At 51.5% G+C, this 17,785-nt stretch carries 16 protein-coding genes, 1 rRNA gene and 1 riboswitch; all 17 genes read left to right on the forward strand.

Going from position 1 to position 17,785, the window contains the following annotated elements:
- Nucleotides 1-93: ribosomal RNA gene (gene rrf / locus ACFVRY_RS24680) — 5S ribosomal RNA — on the forward strand; the annotation flags it as partial.
- Nucleotides 94-364: 271 nt separating this feature from the next.
- Nucleotides 365-1,120 carry an acyl-[acyl-carrier-protein] thioesterase gene (locus tag ACFVRY_RS24685; RefSeq protein ID WP_387502932.1) on the forward strand — a complete coding sequence of 252 codons (756 nt, stop codon included), beginning with the start codon at nt 365-367 and terminating at the stop codon, nt 1,118-1,120.
- A 159-nt stretch (nt 1,121-1,279) separates the two neighbouring features.
- Nucleotides 1,280-3,418 (forward strand): DNA topoisomerase III, encoded by a 2,139-nt coding sequence (locus ACFVRY_RS24690; RefSeq protein ID WP_387502933.1) that lies wholly within the window; start codon nt 1,280-1,282, stop codon nt 3,416-3,418.
- A 445-nt stretch (nt 3,419-3,863) separates the two neighbouring features.
- Nucleotides 3,864-4,298: a MerR family transcriptional regulator gene (locus ACFVRY_RS24695; protein WP_387502934.1), complete on the forward strand. Its 435-nt coding sequence runs from the start codon at nt 3,864-3,866 to the stop codon at nt 4,296-4,298.
- 257 nt (nt 4,299-4,555) lie between these two features.
- Nucleotides 4,556-5,758: an MFS transporter gene (locus ACFVRY_RS24700; protein WP_387502935.1), complete on the forward strand. Its 1,203-nt coding sequence runs from the start codon at nt 4,556-4,558 to the stop codon at nt 5,756-5,758.
- A 240-nt stretch (nt 5,759-5,998) separates the two neighbouring features.
- Nucleotides 5,999-6,184: a hypothetical protein gene (locus ACFVRY_RS24705; RefSeq protein WP_387502936.1), complete on the forward strand. Its 186-nt coding sequence runs from the start codon at nt 5,999-6,001 to the stop codon at nt 6,182-6,184.
- A gap of 39 nt (nt 6,185-6,223) precedes the next feature.
- Complete coding sequence (locus ACFVRY_RS24710; protein WP_387502937.1) at nt 6,224-6,409, forward strand: hypothetical protein; 186 nt, start codon at nt 6,224-6,226, stop codon at nt 6,407-6,409.
- 301 nt (nt 6,410-6,710) lie between these two features.
- Nucleotides 6,711-6,974 (forward strand): DUF1294 domain-containing protein, encoded by a 264-nt coding sequence (locus ACFVRY_RS24715; protein WP_387502938.1) that lies wholly within the window; start codon nt 6,711-6,713, stop codon nt 6,972-6,974.
- 53 nt (nt 6,975-7,027) lie between these two features.
- Nucleotides 7,028-7,462, forward strand: a complete 435-nt coding sequence (locus ACFVRY_RS24720) for a universal stress protein (protein WP_387502939.1) — start codon at nt 7,028-7,030, stop codon at nt 7,460-7,462.
- Between the two features lie 245 nt (nt 7,463-7,707).
- A riboswitch (purine riboswitch) is annotated at nt 7,708-7,809 on the forward strand.
- Between the two features lie 218 nt (nt 7,810-8,027).
- Nucleotides 8,028-8,513, forward strand: coding sequence for a 5-(carboxyamino)imidazole ribonucleotide mutase (gene purE, locus ACFVRY_RS24725; protein WP_387502940.1), 486 nt, complete (start codon nt 8,028-8,030; stop codon nt 8,511-8,513).
- Nucleotides 8,510-9,976, forward strand: a complete 1,467-nt coding sequence (purK, locus tag ACFVRY_RS24730) for a 5-(carboxyamino)imidazole ribonucleotide synthase (RefSeq protein WP_387502941.1) — start codon at nt 8,510-8,512, stop codon at nt 9,974-9,976. Before purE ends, purK begins: the two co-directional genes overlap by 4 nt.
- A 5-nt stretch (nt 9,977-9,981) precedes the next feature.
- The gene (purB, locus tag ACFVRY_RS24735) at nt 9,982-11,277 is read left to right on the forward strand and encodes an adenylosuccinate lyase (RefSeq protein ID WP_387502942.1); all 1,296 of its coding nucleotides are present in this window, start codon (nt 9,982-9,984) and stop codon (nt 11,275-11,277) included.
- A gap of 860 nt (nt 11,278-12,137) precedes the next feature.
- A complete protein-coding gene (locus ACFVRY_RS24740) occupies nt 12,138-13,028 on the forward strand; it encodes a phosphoribosylaminoimidazolesuccinocarboxamide synthase (protein ID WP_387502943.1) in 891 nt (296 codons plus the stop codon).
- A gap of 46 nt (nt 13,029-13,074) precedes the next feature.
- Complete coding sequence (purS, locus tag ACFVRY_RS24745) at nt 13,075-13,320, forward strand: phosphoribosylformylglycinamidine synthase subunit PurS (RefSeq protein ID WP_066379412.1); 246 nt, start codon at nt 13,075-13,077, stop codon at nt 13,318-13,320.
- 5 nt (nt 13,321-13,325) lie between these two features.
- A complete protein-coding gene (gene purQ, locus ACFVRY_RS24750; RefSeq protein ID WP_387502944.1) occupies nt 13,326-14,015 on the forward strand; it encodes a phosphoribosylformylglycinamidine synthase subunit PurQ in 690 nt (229 codons plus the stop codon).
- On the forward strand, nt 13,993-16,239 hold the full coding sequence (gene purL, locus ACFVRY_RS24755; protein ID WP_066379417.1) for a phosphoribosylformylglycinamidine synthase subunit PurL: 2,247 nt from the start codon (nt 13,993-13,995) through the stop codon (nt 16,237-16,239). The genes purQ and purL overlap by 23 nt, the downstream gene beginning before the upstream one ends.
- Nucleotides 16,224-17,720 carry an amidophosphoribosyltransferase gene (gene purF / locus ACFVRY_RS24760; RefSeq protein ID WP_387502945.1) on the forward strand — a complete coding sequence of 499 codons (1,497 nt, stop codon included), beginning with the start codon at nt 16,224-16,226 and terminating at the stop codon, nt 17,718-17,720. Before purL ends, purF begins: the two co-directional genes overlap by 16 nt.
- Nucleotides 17,721-17,785 lie beyond the last annotated feature (65 nt).

Raw genomic sequence — 17,785 nt, forward strand, 5'->3', positions numbered from 1 at the left:
CCACGCGTACCCATCCCGAACACGACCGTTAAGCCCTCCAGCGCCGATGGTACTTGGACCGAAGGGTCCTGGGAGAGTAGGACGCCGCCAAGCACATAAGTCCTTGTTGATAACTCAACAAGGATTTTTTTGTTGTCTAAAGATTTAATTTTTAGAAAAATTCATACAAAATCTGTACAAAAGTCTGTGGGTAAAGACAGGAAAAGTGTAAACTATTTAAAGTTACCCACATGTGGATAAGAGCATTTAAGTGTTTTTAAGTACTTTTTGGATGAGTACTCCCCAGATTATGTGGATAGGCAGGGGGATATGTGGATACTGCCTACAAAATCAGATAGATATTTTATATGAAAGAAGGATACCTATGGATAACTCTAACAAACTTGTGTGGATAGAGAAGCAGATTGTACATGCTAGCGATACGGACTATCGTTCTAATGCCAAGTTGTCCTTTATTCTGGATATGATGCAGCGTGCAGCAGATTCTGCGGTAAGCGGGTTAGGGGTTAGTTTGGAGAAATTGCTGGAAGCAGGGATGGCCTGGATGCTAATCACCCTGGATATTGATTTTCGATCCATGCCACGGCCGAATGACTCGCTATCCATTCGAACCTGGAGCAAGGGAACCAAAGGTGCTTTATGGCAGCGGGATTACCGGATTTTTGATAGCAGTGAGAATGAGATTGCGAGTGCGCGGTCCATTTGGGCTCTGGTTGATATCGAAAAACGTAAAATTCTCCGACCTTCAGCACTACCTGTTCCAGTGGAGCACTATGTAGGTGACTCAGTAGGAGAGATCCCGAGCAAAGTAGAGATTCCTGATGAGTTACCTATGCAGGAAGCCTACCGTTATCAAGTGAAATACAGTGGATTGGACAATAACGGGCATTTGAATAATGCCAGATACGGTGATTTATGTTGTGATGCGCTGTCTTTGGACGAATGGGATGGAAGAACGATTAAACGTTTCAGAATTACCTATTTGCAGGAGGCAACTTATGGACAAGAGATAACCATTTCTCGCTCTTCATTGTCAACGAAAGGAACGTTTGTTCAGGGGCATTCTGGAGATAAGATCTTATTCACTGCTTGTTTGATATTTGAAAGCGAAGAAAAATAGCCTGAAGTCAGAGCTTTTTTAAAAGGAAAGACCTAGTCTGATATAGATATGTTCCTTTGTAAATAAGAAAGATGTATACCCTTGCAGTAAATCCAGCCTGGCGTTATTCGCTCTCTTTCATTTAATGCTATAATAATTCCGTATGGAAAGGAGAGAGTTATGAAGGTACTGGTATTGGCGGAGAAGCCGTCTGTGGCGCGGGAAATCGCGCGGGTTATGGGATGTAAGGAGAAGCAAAAAAGTTATATTGAAGGACCTAAATATATAGTGACCTGGGCTTTGGGACATTTGGTTGGCCTGGCGGAGCCTGAGGATTACAACAATAAATTTGCGACCTGGGCTTTGGAGGATCTGCCGATCCTGCCCGAGAAGGCGAAGCTTAAGGTGCTACGGGAGACGAGCCAACAGTACAAGGCGGTACAGCATCTGATGAAACGCCAGGATGTTGGGGAACTGATTGTTGCTACTGACGCTGCGCGTGAAGGGGAGCTGTTGGCGCGTTGGATTATGAACATGGCTGGTTGGAAAAAGCCGTTCCGGCGCCTTTGGATCTCTTCGCAGACGGATAAGGCGATCAAGGAAGGGTTTGCTGCGCTGCGGCCAGGCAAGGATTTTGACCGGTTATATGAATCGGCACGTTGCCGGGCAGAAGCCGACTGGATGATTGGGCTGAATGTAACGCGGGCATTGACCTGCAAGTTCGGTGCACCACTATCGGCGGGACGGGTGCAAACACCATCACTCGGAATGATCATGGATCGGGAAAATGAAATTACCAGCTTCCGTTCGCAGGATTTTGAGACCTTGTCTGCTGATTTTGGGCATTTTCAGGCTGGCTGGCGGGCTAATGGCGGAGATGGACGGATATTTGATAAGGACAAGACAAAGGCCTTAAGCGAGAAGCTGACCGGACGGAACGGACGGATTACGAAGGTACAAAAAAGTGAAAAGAGCGAACCGCATCCACTCGCTTATGATCTGACGGAGCTGCAACGTGACGCAAACCGGAAGTTTGGCTTCTCAGCAAAGCAGACATCTAGTGTACTGCAACGTCTATATGAGCAACACAAGTTGGTGACATATCCGCGTACGGATAGCCGCTACCTCTCCTCTGATATGACGGGAACACTGAAGGAGCGTCTAGACAGTGTGGCTGTCGGACCTTATGCGACGTTGGCTCGTCCGTTGCTACGCAAACCACTGCCAATCACGAAACGGATTGTAGATGACAGCAAGGTGAGCGATCACCATGCGATTATTCCTACAGAGCAGACGGTACTGCTTAACGGGTTAAGCACGGAGGAACGAAAGCTGTACGATCTGATCGTACGGCGCTTTATTAGTCTGTTTTATCCACCGGCACGCTACGATGCTGTAGCAGTGACTGTACAGGTGGAGGGTGAGAGCTTCCACGTCAAAGGCACCACGGTAAAAGATGCCGGCTGGCGTGAGGTTTACGGCGGCGATATGAGTAACGACGACGAAGATGAGAATGCGGCGGATGAACCAGCCGCAAGCGGTGTTAAGCTGCCGGAGCTGCGCGAAGGCGAGACGGTTACGGTCCGGCGCTGCATGGTCAAAGCCGGACGGACTCAGCCGCCGAAACGGCACACGGAGGCGTCACTATTGACGCAAATGGAGAAGCACGGGCTGGGCACCCCAGCCACACGCGCCGACATTATCGAAAAGCTGGTCAGCTCGGATACGATCGAGCGCCAAGGGAATCAGCTGCATCCGACCGGAAAAGGAAAGCAGCTCATCGGGCTGGTATCGCCACAGCTGCGCACCCCGGATCTCACCGCCCGTTGGGAAGCGGAACTGGAGAAGATCGCCCGCGGTCAAGGCCGTCCTGAACCGTTCCTGCAAGGTATTCGCAGCATGGCACAGGAGCTTGTGTCCGGCGTGAAGACGAGTACAGCGGAATACAAGCCGCATAATGTCTCCAGCAGTCATTGCCCGGAATGCGGAACAAGACTCCTGGAGAAGAAAAGCAAACGGGGCAAGATGCTGATCTGTCCGGCAGACAGCTGTGGCTACACCCGTTCAGGAGAGAAGCGCTTGTCTAACCGCCGCTGTCCACAGTGTCATAAGAAAATGGAACTGAAAGAAGGCAAGGCGGGACTATACGTGCAATGTCTCGGCTGTGGTATTACAGAGACGATGGATAAAGACCACAAACATGTCAACAAGCGTGAGCAGCAGAAGCTGGTACAGCATTACAGCAAGCAGGAGAGCATCGGTTCAAACCTGGGTGAGCTGTTAAAGGCTGCACTGGAAGGTAAGAAAGGAAGCGAGTAGGGCCGCGTAACTTCGGATAGAAGGAGCGACGAGGTCAGTAATAGTAGCAAGTAGGGGATTTTGTTGTTTAAAATCTCGGGGGTAGCTAAAGGCTTCGCTACAGAGGGGGAAGCTGAAGGTCCAAATGTTATGAATCTAACGCTATGAATTGGTAAATTCCTGTTGGGGCATGGTAAGGGTCATTTCAGGTTAATTAATTTTTAAGTTCAGCTTATAAATAGGAAAGAAAGCAAATTACGAACAAAGCTGCTTGAATCAGAGCAGAAGGCAGAAGAAGGACTCGGTGCTGGTTGCCGAGTCTTTTTTTGTATGGTGCCTACAGAAGCTACTTATAATAAGGATAAACCATATATAAATTTGACGTTAACGTTAACATTATATATAATATAAGAGTAGTCAAAATAATCAAAAGCAATGCACTTATAGATTGGAGCAGGAGGCTGTTATGGGCTGGTTAAAGATTGAACAGGTCGCGCAGGAGACTGGGCTAACCAAACGAACCATCCGTTATTACGAAGAGATGGGACTACTGGCATCACCGCAGCGGAGCGAAAAGGGGACACGGCTATATACCGAAGAGGATATTGAGAGTCTCCGCAGGATTATGGATGCGAAGGAGGTTCTGGGCATCTCACTGGTGGATTTGCAACAGTTTGTAGTTTTTCATGATTTGCTGGAGAGCTATCGTAGCCATTACAAAGGGAGAGACGAAGTACCGGGCCGGAAGGAGAAGCTGATAGAACTGGAGCAAAAGCTAGGTGAACAGTTGGAAGCTCTGGACCGCAAGCTGGAAAAGATGACCTCCTTCCGCGCAGAGCTGGAGGATATGAGGCAGCGATCCAGGGAAGTACTGGAGCAACTGGGGTCACAGGAGAGTTGAGCCCATCCTAAGCCGAAAAAGAAGACATCATTCCGCGTAGAGCTGGAGGATATGAGGAAGCGATTCAGGGAAGTAATGGAGCGACTGGGATCACAGGAGAGTTGAGTCCCATCCTAAGCTGGAAAAGATGACATCATTCCGTGCGGAGCTGGAGGATATGAGAAAGCGATCCATAGATGTTCTGGGGCAATGGATGGGATTTAGGGATAGATATCAGGATCTAGACAGCTTGAGATCTACATTTGGAGGGAAAGAAAATGGGAATAAATTCGGAAGGTTTGCAGCGCAATGCCGGAAGATTGACTCAGCCACGGGCGGTTTGGGCCGTGGCTTTTGCTTGCGTAATTTCTTTTATGGGACTTGGGTTGGTGGACCCGATCTTGCCGGCCATCGGAAAGCAGTTGCATGCTACGCCGAGTCAGGTATCACTGCTGTTCTCCAGCTATAATCTAGTGACAGGCATCGCGATGTTGGTTACTGGTTTCATTTCCAGCCGGATCGGGATGAAATGGACGATGATGACGGGAACGGCATTGATTGTCTTATTCGCACTGATGGGTGGGATGTCGGGTAGCATTGAACAGCTTGTAGGCTTCAGAGCAGGCTGGGGGCTCGGCAATGCGTTGTTCATTGCCACGGCACTCTCGGCGATTGTAGGCCTGTCGGTGCGTGGCTCGGCCAAGGCGGTTATTTTATATGAAGCGGCCCTGGGGCTGGGGATTTCGGTCGGACCGCTACTGGGCGGTGAGCTCGGTTCGATTTCGTGGCGCGGGCCGTTCTTTGGAGTTGGTGCACTGATGGCAATTGCTTTTATATCCATAGGGTTGTTAATGCCGAGGGTTCCAAAACAGAAAAGCCGGGCTTCCCTGGCAGATCCTTTTAAGGCACTTAGACATCCGGGCTTACTAGTGCTGGCAATTACCGCGTTCTTATATAACTTCGGGTTCTTCACACTGATGGCGTACACGCCGTTTGTAATGAATTTGGATGAGCATGGTTTGGGTTATGTGTTCTTTGGCTGGGGCTTGCTGTTGGCCTTCACTTCGGTCTTTGTGGCCCCGCGTCTGCAAAAAAGGTTCGGGTCGATCCGCTCCATGTCTGCAGCTCTGCTGCTCTTTGCCCTTACACTGCTGGTCATGGGGATCTGGACCTCTTCACAAATTACGATGATTCTGGCAGTAATCATTGCAGGAGCTTTCCTCGGAACTAATAACACGCTTATAACAACGGCTGTTATGGAGGCGGCACCTGTAGAACGGTCCACGGCATCGGCTGCGTACAGTTTCGTACGTTTCATCGGCGGTGCATTAGCACCTTGGCTGGCCGGCAAGCTGGCGGAATGGTACAACCCGCATGTTCCTTTTTACGTTGGTGCATTATTTGTTGTAGTGGCGGTAGCTATCGTCATATTCGGACGCAATTATCTGACAAATGTGGATATGGCATCTGCCGGACACTGAGAGATTTGCTGTCGATAGAGTTTGATTAGCCCCATAATTTTCCAAACTGAAACCCGTGAGGGATGTGTTTTACTTAAGGGCCGAAGATGAACCCTGTGAAACACCAAGCCTTCGGACTATGAAGGATGGAGCAGGTGATGGTATGTCCGATCGGCAACAGGCAGATCAACTTGCATCGACAGGAACCTCACAGAGAGGTCGGAACAGCCGATTTTTCTTTTTGATTATTGTCTATTTTTATTGGATGATCAGTGGTTATATTGTCGATCATTGGGGCTGGGTGACCCGTTCCTGATCGGCGGTATTGTAGCTATCTTGGCCTACTCTTCGCGCTACGTTCGCCGGAGCAAAGGCTGGAACGAAGCGAGGGCGCTATACAGGCCAAGGATTTGGCACTTGTCATTCAAGGAGCTGCTGCTGGGCTAGTCGGCCTCAGGCGTTGAACTTTCTAAACGGGCTACGGCTATGTTTTTTTACCAGGCGGTGTATGCTGCAGGGATGTCGGCCGGATCGTTTGTAGCTGGCTGGATGAGCTCGACGTATGGTCTTGCAGGCGGTTTTTGGCTAGGAGGAATTGCAGCTATCTTGGCGGCAGTGCTGTCCTTGGTCTGGATCGAGGGGAAAGTGCCCGCGAAGAAGGTTTTGCGCTGAGAGATGGCTGGTAGAATGTTAGAACGTAAGAGCTGAATGCAGAGTAGAGGAACAGGGACGTAAGTATACCAGAATTTTCGGAACTCCAGAACTCCAGAACTCCAGAACTCCAGAACTCCAGAACTCTAGAACGGTAGAAGCATGAGAACTCAGAATGCTAGAACATGGAATGGTCGAAACATGAGGACATGGAAACCCGGGACACCGGAACGTCAGAACGCTGGTGCGGATTATTGGTTTTTTGTGAAAAGGGTAATATAATAAGAGGTAGATAGGTTGCAAGGAGGAGGGGCCGGAAAGAATGGTCAAATTGGTCATGTTGTGGTTTGTGGTGATTAATCTTATCGGGTACGTGGTCATGTCCGAGGACAAGAACAAAGCTCGTAAAAGGCGGGATCGGGTGCCGGAAAAGACCCTGTTTCTGCTGGCGGCCATGGGCGGAGCGCTAGGTGTGCTGATCGCAATGTACCGCAAACGCCACAAGACGCGACATCTGTCCTTTAGGATCGGAATTCCGCTGCTGTTGCTTCTGAATGCCCTGCTCTACAGCTATTTTCTAAGATGATGGCATTATGGGTCTCATGATTGCTATACAAAACAGAAAAAGAGGTGGCGTACATGTTATTCTCTAAAATTTTGCTCGCCTATGACGGTTCTAAGGCTTCCAATCAAGCATTGGAGCGCGCAATTGAACTGGCCAAGGTCACACCAGGTTCATCCCTGCATGTCGTACATGCGTTTGATTTCCCGCGCTTTTTCATCGGGGAAGCTCTCGCGCCTCTGCCGGCTTCAGTGAACAAGGAATATTATGATCTCGCGGTGCAGACAACAGAAGAAGTAAAGGGACGTCTTGAGGCGGAAGAACTGAATGCCCAAGTAGAGCTGCTGCAGGGTGCACCTGCGGAGGTCATTCTGAATTATGCCAAGGAGAACGGTGTGGATGTGATTGTTATCGGCAGTCGTGGACTTGGTGGGATACGTGAATTCGTTCTTGGAAGTGTCAGCCATAATGTCGTGCAGAGTGCGCGTATTCCAGTGCTGGTTGTCAAATAAATAGATTGCAGGGGAGGCCGCTGACGGCTTTCCCCTTTTTTGCGTAGAGCCCGTCCAGGCCGTCAAGAGACCACAAACCTGAAGGTTGAGACTATCCATTCCTGTTATCCTTTGTAAGAAAATATATCTGTTTTGCAGAACAATAGCCCTTTATTACGAAAAGAATGATACTCAAAAGCGAACGTTTCATCTTTTGTATTTTACAATGTTCGTGTTTAAGTTGACATGATGTGTAGGGCGTTGTTAAACTAAAGCTATGAACAGCTCGTATAAAGCCGGGGATATGGCCCGGAAGTTTCTACCCGGGAACCGTAAATTACCGGACTACGAGGAGATGTGATGAAGGATAGCAGCAGCACCCGGTCTGTATAACTGGCCGATGTTGTATGTGCTTTTCCCGCACCGGATGAAACGTCATTCAGGGACAGCGGGACCCGCCCTCATGTATTTCCTTGGCAGTCCGATCCTCCCGCAGCAAAATGCGTCTGGAAATCGGGCTTTTTTTTTCGGAATTGTGGAAAACTAGGTGTATCCATCATATTGTTACGGAAGGCAGGGTCAAATCATGTCTGTGCAAGTCGGTGTCATCATGGGCAGTACATCGGATTGGGAAACGATGGAGCACGCCTGTGCAGTGCTTGACGAACTGGAAATATCCTATGAGAAAAAGGTAGTGTCCGCGCATCGTACGCCGGACCTGATGTTCCAATATGCAGAGGAAGCAGTGGGGCGTGGCCTCCGCGTCATTATTGCAGGCGCAGGCGGAGCAGCGCATCTGCCGGGGATGGTGGCAGCGAAAACTGTACTGCCAGTCATCGGTGTGCCTGTGCAATCCAAGGCGCTAAACGGCTTGGATTCGCTGCTCTCGATCGTGCAGATGCCAGGCGGAATTCCGGTGGCGACAGTAGCGATCGGCCGTGCCGGAGCCGTGAATGCGGGCCTCCTGGCCGCGCAAATCATCGGCGCGTTCGATCCTGTGGTACAGGATCGAGTGCAGCTGCGGCGGGATGCCATTACCGCCGGAGTGCTGGAAAGCAGCGACAGCTTATGAGGCCGGAGGCACAGAAGCTGCCCGCTGCGGATGTGGCGGGCGGCGCGGGTTACGGCGGTGCCGCTCGTGGGCCGCTGGATGCTACAGCAGCGGGTAGTTCCAGTTCGGTAGCGGACGGTGGAACGGGGACGTCCGGATCGGTAGAGGCCGGTGGAGCTAGTTCGGTAGCGGACAGCGGAACAAACGCCGGAACAAACGCCGGAACAGGAACGTTTGGAGCGGCAGTAGCTAGCGGAACAGGGACGTCCGGATCGGCAGCGCCCCGGACACTGCTGCCGGGCGCGACCATTGGCGTGCTCGGCGGCGGCCAGCTTGGCCGCATGCTGGCGCTGGCCGGCAGCGCCATGGGCTACCGCTTCGTGGCGCTGGACCCTGCGCCGGATGCGCCCTGCGGGCAAGTGACGCCGCAGATTACAGCGGCGTACAACGACCGGGACGCGGCGCGTGAGCTGGCGCGCCGCTCCGATGTCATCACGTACGAGTTCGAGAACGTCGACGCAGGCGTAGCCGCGCTGCTGACGGAAGAATCGTACGTGCCACAGGGCAGTACGCTGCTGTATACGACACAGCACCGCCTACGTGAAAAAGCTGCGATCGAGGCTGCCGGCGTGCCGGTCGCCCCGTACCGCAAGGTGGGCAGCCTGGCCGAGCTTGAGGCCGCGGCTGCCGAACTCGGACTGCCCTGTGTGCTGAAGACAGCCACAGGGGGCTATGACGGCAAGGGACAAGCCGTCATCCGCGAGGCGGCCGAGCTCGAAGCGGCGTTCCGGCAGGTAGCGCCGGGAGCCGCAGTCACTGGAGCGCCCGCCGCTGAAGCGGGCGAATGGGCCGCAGCAGCCGTGCCGGAGCTGGTGCTGGAGAAATTCGTTGCTTTTCAATGCGAAATCTCCGTGGTTGCCGCCCGCAGCGCGTCTGGCGAGGTGAAGAGCTTCCCGCCTGCGGAGAATATCCACGTGAACAACGTCCTGCATCTCTCTATTGTGCCTGCAAGGGTACCAGAAGAGATTCAGCGCAGAGCCTGCGAGTTGGCGGAGAGATTGATCACCGGATTGAATGCTGTAGGCCTGCTAGCCGTGGAAATGTTTGTTACGGAAGATGGTGAGCTGTTCGTCAATGAGCTAGCACCAAGACCGCATAATTCCGGGCATTACACCATGGACGCCTGTGCGACCTCGCAGTTCGAACAGCATGTGCGGGCGATCACCAATCTACCGCTGGGAGACACGACGCTGCTGACCCCGGTGGTCATGGTCAATGTGCTCGGACAGCACCTGGAAGGTGCGGTAAGTACGGTTAGCGCTTATGATGAAATAGCGGGTAAGCTGGGTGTTATCCCCAAGCTTCATATATATGGCAAGACAGAGAGCAAAAATGGTCGTAAAATGGGCCATATCAACCTGCTTTGCAAGGACACCGGAGACGGGCTGTCCTGGGTAGAGCAATCTAACCTTTGGAGGAAATAAAAGATATGATCGAACGTTACAGCAGACCGGAAATGCGGGCCATTTGGACCGAAGAGAATAAATTCGCTGCATGGCTGGAAGTAGAATTGTGCGCGTGTGAAGCATGGGCCGAACTCGGCGTAATCCCGCATGAAGATGCGGCGAAGCTGCGTAAGGATGCCAAATTCGATATCGAACGCATTAATGAGATTGAGCTGGAAACCCGCCATGATGTGATCGCTTTTACCCGTGCTGTATCGGAGAGCCTTGGTGCGGAACGTAAATGGGTACATTACGGCCTGACTTCTACAGATGTCGTTGATACTGCGCTGGGATATCTTTTGCGCCAGGCTAATGAGATTCTGGAGAAGGACATTATTAACTTTATTGAGATTTTGAAAGACAAGGCGATTGCCTATAAAGATACCCCGATGATGGGCCGTACACATGGTGTACATGCCGAGCCAACTACTTTTGGTCTCAAAATGGCGCTTTGGTATGAGGAAATGAAACGGAACCTGGAGCGTTTCCGCCGCGCTGCTGATGGTGTGCAGTTCGGTAAAATCTCCGGTGCGGTTGGCACGTATGCCAACATCGACCCGTTTGTGGAAGAGTTTGTCTGTCGCAAGCTGGGCACTAGCCCGGCGCCAATCTCCACACAGACCCTGCAACGTGATCGTCATGCCGAGTACATGGCTGCACTGGCATTGGTTGCGACTTCGCTAGACAAGTTCGCCACTGAAATCCGCGCTTTGCAAAAGAGTGAAATCCGCGAGGTGGAAGAAGCTTTTGCCAAGGGACAAAAAGGCTCGTCGGCGATGCCGCACAAACGCAACCCAATCGGCTGCGAAAATATTTCCGGCCTGTCACGTGTGATCCGCGGTCATATGGTTACTGCTTATGAGAACGTGCCGCTCTGGCATGAGCGTGATATCTCCCACTCTTCTGTGGAGCGGATCATCCTGCCAGATGCGACCATGTTGCTGAACTACATGCTGAATCGTTTCGGAAACATCGTGAAGAACCTGACCGTCTTCCCGGAAAACATGAAGCGTAACATGAATCGCACCTTCGGTGTACCGTTCTCCGGCCGCATCCTGACGAAGCTGATCGACAAAGGCCTTAGCCGCGAGCAGGCATATGATACCGTACAACCACGCGCGATGCAGGCTTGGGAAGAGCAGACGCAGTTCCGCGATATCGTGGAAGCTACACCTGAGATTACGAATGTGCTCAGCCCGGAAGAAATTGAAGATGCCTTCAACCCTTCATGGCACTTGAAGCATGTGGATACCATTTTCCGCAAGCTGGAGCTTATTTAATCAAATAGAAGTTATATGGATCCAACTGCCAAGCAGCGGTAGGACGTACGTAGTGCGTAAGGTTTTATCTATGAGTAGCGGTGGAACTGACGTAGGATTTCATGGTTTGCTTGTTAAGTAGCAGTGTAGCGGACGCATTGCTAAGGTTTTGACTACCGAGTAGCAGTCCGATGAACGTAGGACTGGCGAGTAGCGGTGGAAATGACGTAGGACTTTATGGGTTACTTGTTAAGGCTGTTAGCATTAGCTTGATTTGCAATTAACGGCAATATTGTACCTTAGATCTCCTGTTTAGGGCTAAAAAGGGGATATAAGAGCATTTTTGTACCTTATTTTTAAGGATAAACCCTCCAAGAGGGGAATTTGGAAGATTTAAGGTACAAAAATGCCTTTAATCTGAAATTGCCCCCTGGTCGCTACAAATTAAGGTACAAAAATGCCGTTATTTATGCGTCGATCCTGCTTTGATTGCCGACACGGTGGCATTGATCACATTGAAGTCCAAACTAGAGTTCGAATTGAAGCGTAATCTTCTTCGCAGTGATACACATACCGGATTTTTGCGGGCGTGATTGGTGAATGGCGTAAGTAGGCTAAATATGATAAATAGCGTACATGGTCGTAAATAGCGTACATGGCCGTAAATGGTGTAAATAGCGAAATACCGTAAAACCGTAAAACCGTAAAACCGTAAAACCGTAAAACCGTAAAACCGTAAAACCGTAAAACCGTAAAACCGTAAATGCTAGTTACAAGAAGCAACGTAGCAGGAGATACTCTTTTTGCAAAGTTACTCTCTTCGCAAAATTACAAGCTTCACAAAGTTATAGAAGATCATTCGTTCATAGGGAGGAAAGATCATGACATCACCGGCGATATCCACAGCCGTGGAACTCATTAATGCGCCGCTGCTCTATAAAGGGAAGGTTCGTGAGCTGTACGATTTGGGGGACAACGTATTGATCGTCGTCACGGACCGCATCTCCGCGTTCGACTATGTGCTGGATCCGGCAGTGCCGGAGAAAGGTAATGTGCTTAACCGGCTGAGTGCTTTCTGGTTCGGCCAGACAAAGAGCTTGATCGAGAACCATGTGGTGCATATCGACGTGGATCAGCTTGGCGATATCGTCAAGGATCGGGAGGCTTTGCGCAACCGTGTTATGGTGGCCCGCAAGGCGGAACGTATCGACATCGAATGCGTGGTTCGGGGTTGCATCACCGGCGGTGGCTGGAGACAGTACCAGGAGACCGGAAAGGTCAACGGTATTGAGCTACCTACAGGTTTGCGCAAGAATGCGCTACTGGCGGAGCCGATTTTTACCCCGGCAGCCAAAAATGATGTCGGCCATGACGAGGACATTCCCTTCGAGAAGATGCAGGAACTGATCGGGGCAGAGCTGGCGCTGGAGCTGAAGGAGAAGAGCCTGAAGCTGTTCTCTTTTGCCAGAGAATATTGCGCCGAGCGGGGCATCATTCTCGCGGATTGCAAATTCGAGTTTGGCCTGCTGGATGGCAAGGTGATTCTGATCGACGAGATTTTTACACCGGATGCTTCACGCTTCTGGGCTAAGGACAATTACTTGCTTGATATTGAGATTGACAGTATGGATAAGGAGCCGGTACGTTCGTACCTCGCTTCCTCTTCCTGGGACAAAAATAGCACGCCTGACCCGCTTCCAAGTGAAGTGGTAGAGGAAACCACCCGCCGTTATCTGGATATTTATCATCGTCTTACCGGCAAGTCTCTATAGATGCTCTACGGTATGCCCACAAACTTTTAGGAGGAACTACAAGCGTATGTTAAAAGCAACGGTCTATGTCACCATTAAGAAAAGTGTGCTCGATCCCCAAGGGGTAGCAGTTCAGGGTGCGCTGCACTCAGTTGGCTTTCAGGAAGTAGAAAGTTTGCGTATCGGTAAATATATGGAGCTGACTTTGGATACAAATGACCGCGCTGAAGCGGAAGTACGCCTTAAAGATATGTGTGAAAAGCTGCTTGCCAACACGGTGATCGAGGATTACCGCTACGAATTGGAGGACTAAAAGTCATGAAATTTGCGGTACTTGTCTTTCCGGGCTCCAATTGTGATATTGACTGCTATAAAGCGGTAGAAGAAAGCCTCGGTGAACCGGTTGATTATGTGTGGCATACGGCGACGGACCTGTCGGCATATGATTGCATTCTCGTTCCAGGCGGCTTCTCTTATGGGGATTACCTGCGTTGCGGCGCCATTTCCAGATTTGCTCCTGTAATGGCTGAAGTGGCTAAAGCTGCTGAGCAAGGCAAATTCGTACTGGGTATCTGCAATGGATTCCAGATTCTTACTGAAGCTGGGCTATTGCCGGGCGCACTGCGCCGCAACGAGTCGATGAAGTTCCGCTGTCATGATACGGTGCTTAAGGTGGTTAACAATGGGACACCATTTACCGTGGATTATGCCGAAGGCGAAGAGATTGTTGTTCCAATCGCGCACGGCGAAGGCAACTATTACTGTGATGAAGAGACACTTGAGCAGTTGAAAGCGAACGATCAGATCGTATTCACATACAGCGACAATCCTAACGGTTCCGTGGCTGACATTGCAGGTGTTAGCAATATAGCAGGCAACGTGGTTGGCATGATGCCTCACCCTGAGCGCGCAGTCAACAGCCTGCTGGGCTCGGAAGATGGTAAACGGATGTTCACATCAATCTTGAAGACCTGGAGGGATCGTCATGGCGCAGCAAGTATCCGCTAAGGAACCGACCGCAGAACAGATCAAAGAGCAGAAAATTTACAGTCAATTCGGCGTGTCGGACAGCGAGTATGAGCTAATTACGTCCTTCATGGGCCGTTTGCCGAACTACACGGAAATCGGTGTATTCAGCGTAATGTGGTCCGAGCACTGTGCGTACAAGAACTCCAAACCGCTGCTCCGTCGTTTTCCGGTGACTGGACCGCGTGTCCTGATGGGACCGGGCGAAGGCGCGGGTATCGTAGATATCGGTGACAATCAGGCTGTTGTTTTCAAAATTGAAAGCCACAACCACCCTTCCGCGGTAGAACCTTACCAAGGTGCGGCAACAGGTGTGGGTGGTATCATTCGTGATATTTTCTCCATGGGTGCAAGGCCAGTAGCATTGATGAACTCCCTTCGTTTCGGAAAACTCGAAAGCGACCGGGTAAAATATTTGTTCGAGCATGTAGTATCTGGAATTGCAGGCTATGGTAACTGTATCGGCATTCCGACCGTCGGCGGCGAAATTATGTTCGACGACAGCTATGATGGTAACCCGCTCGTTAATGCAATGTGCGTTGGCTTGATCGACCATGATAAAATCCAGCGCGGTGTCGCTAAAGGTGTGGGTAACCCTGTCTTTTACGTAGGGCCTCCTACAGGCCGGGACGGCATTCACGGCGCAACCTTTGCTTCCGTCGAACTGAGTGAGGAATCTGAAGCTAAACGTACAGCTGTACAAGTAGGCGATCCGTTCATGGAGAAGCTGGTTATGGAATCCTGTCTGGAATTGATCGACAGCGGTATCGTACTCGGTATTCAAGATATGGGCGCGGCCGGTCTGACCTGCTCCAGTGCGGAAATGGCTAGTAAAGCAGGCAACGGTCTGGAGTTGTATTTGGATCAGGTGCCACAGCGTGAAGAAGGCATGACGCCTTATGAAATGATGCTGTCGGAATCCCAGGAGCGGATGCTGTTCGTAGTTGAGCCTAAGGATGAGGCGCAGGCCCAGGAGATTTTTGACCGTTGGGGCGTAATCTGCCGCAAAGTAGGTAAGGTTACGGATGACGGACGCCTGAAGCTGTACCATCACGGCGAAGTAGTTGGTGACATGCCAGTAACGGCGTTGGTAGATGAGTGTCCTGTGTATGACAAGCCATCTACAGTGCCTGCTTATTATGAAGAAAATGCAGCAGTAGATACGCTGCGTTATGAAGAAGTGACTGATCTGGGCGGCGCACTCCGCAGCATTCTTGGATCGCCAACCGTAGCAAGTAAAGCATGGGTGTATAACCAATACGACTACATGGTACGTACTAGTACAGCGGTTCGTCCTGGTTCGGATGCGGCAGTAGTGACAATTCAAGGTACACGCAAAGGTCTGGCGATGACAACGGACTGTAACGGCCGTTATGTCTATCTTGATCCTGAAGTAGGCGGACGTATTGCTGTCAGCGAAGCAGCGCGCAACATTGTTTGCTCCGGGGCAGAGCCGCTGGCCATTACAGATAATCTGAACTTCGGCAGTCCGGAGAAACCGGATATTTTCTGGCAGATGGAACGTGCCGTTGATGGTATGGCCGAAGCTTGCCGTGTGCTCGATACGCCGGTTATCGGCGGAAACGTCAGCTTGTACAACGAAAATGCTTCTGGTGCGATCTACCCGACACCTGTTGTTGGTATGGTGGGTCTGGTTGCGGATACTGACCATATTACGACCCAAGCGTTCAAGCAGGAAGGCGATGCGATCTTGTTGCTAGGTACGACCAAAGCAGAGCTTGGCGGCAGTGAGTTCCAATATGCGGTGCACGGTGTAACTGAAGGCCGTCCTCCGGAGCTGGATCTGGCAACCGAACGTAAATTGCTCGATAGCGTACTTGGCGCTATTCGCGGCGGACTCGTGCGTTCGGCGCATGACTTGTCCGAAGGCGGCCTGGCTGCTGCGCTGGCTGAGAGCTGTATTAGCGGTGGCATCGGTGCCAACGTGAACCTGTCAGCGAATGGACTTCGCCGTGATGTGGCGTTGTTCAGCGAGAGCCAATCACGGATTATTTTGACAGCAGCACCGGATCGGGCTGAAGAGCTGAAAGCTGCGATTGCTGCGGCTGGAGTTCCTGTAGAAGTCATCGGAACCGTTGGCGGAGACAGATTGCGTGTGAACTTGGACGACGTAGCCGCGCTTGATGAGCCGGTACCTGCGCTGAAGTCCGTTTGGGAGGATGCCATTCCATGTCTTATGAAATAAAGACCGGGAAAGAGCAGACGGAACCTATTCTGTGGACCGGCGACTTTTACAATGAAGGAACGGGCTCGGGAGATATTTTTGATACGTTAAAAGAAGAATGCGGCGTTTTCGGAGTCTTCGGACACCCGGAAGCTGCATCCATGTCCTATTACGGTCTGCATGCCTTGCAGCACCGTGGGGAAGAGAGCGCGGGCATTTGCGTGGCAGACGGACGCGATTTTAACTATCACCGCGGCATGGGATTGGTTAAAGAAGTATTCGACAAAGACAGAATTGCCTCGTTGGTTGGCGACATGTCCATCGGGCATGTCCGTTATTCCACCAGCGGTGACAGCCGATTGACCAACGCGCAGCCGCTTGTGTTCAAGTACCGTGACGGCGATCTGGCGATTGCCACGAACGGTAACATTGTTAACGAGCCACTGATCCGGCGTCAGTTGGAGCAAAGCGGATCAATCTTCCAGACCACGAGCGATACAGAGGTGCTTGCGCATCTTATTGCGCGCTCACCGAAGGATTTTGTCGAAGCGGCTAAGGATGCGCTGGAACAGCTTGTCGGCGGGTTTGCTTTTCTGCTGATGACCAACGACAAACTGCTTGTAGCTTCCGATTCGCACGGCTTGCGTCCGCTGGTGATGGGGCGTGTCGGTGAAGCTTATGTATTCGCTTCGGAGTCCTGCGCCTTGGAAACAATCGGTGCGCAGTTCGTTCGCGATATCGAGCCGGGAGAGCTGCTCGTACTTGATAAAGACGGTCTTCGCGAAGACCGCTTCACGGAGCCGAAGCGTAAGGCACTGTGCGCGATGGAGTACATTTACTTCGCGCGTCCAGATAGCGATCTGAACGGCTCGAACCTGCACGCTGCACGCAAGCGGATGGGCAGCCGGATGGCGCTGGAAGCTTTTGTTGATGCGGATATCGTCACCGGCGTGCCGGATTCCAGTATCTCGGCCGCTATCGGTTATGCTGAGCAAACGGGTATTCCGTATGAGCTTGGGCTGATCAAGAACAAGTACACGGGCCGCACATTTATACAGCCTAGCCAGGAACTGCGTGAGCAAGGCGTTAAGATGAAGCTGAGCGCCGTGCGCCGTGTCGTTGAAGGCCAGCGTGTCGTTATGATTGACGACTCTATCGTACGCGGCACGACCTCGCGCCGTATCGTCAATCTGCTGCGCGAAGCCGGAGCTGTTGAGGTACACGTGCGGATCACGTCGCCGCCGTTCAAGAATCCTTGCTTCTACGGCATTGATACGCCGGACCGCCGTGAACTCATAGCGTCGTATAAGACGATTGAGGAAATGTGTGAAGAGATCAACGCAGATTCCCTTGCGTTCCTCTCACCCGACGGGCTGATCAGTTCTATAGGTGGATATAATAGCAACGACTATAAAGGCGGGTTGTGCCTGTCCTGTTTTGATAATGATTACCCGACGCAGGTAGATTTCGGCGGGGCGGAGAAAGATGGATGCTCCTGCTAGGGTTGTCCATCCCCCTAAATCCCCCTTGCTAAGGGGGACCCCGGAGGGCGCTGCCCTCCGGCCAC

The organism is Paenibacillus sp. NPDC057934 (assembly GCF_042887565.1).
Classification (GTDB): Bacteria; Bacillota; Bacilli; order Paenibacillales; family Paenibacillaceae; genus Paenibacillus_AQ.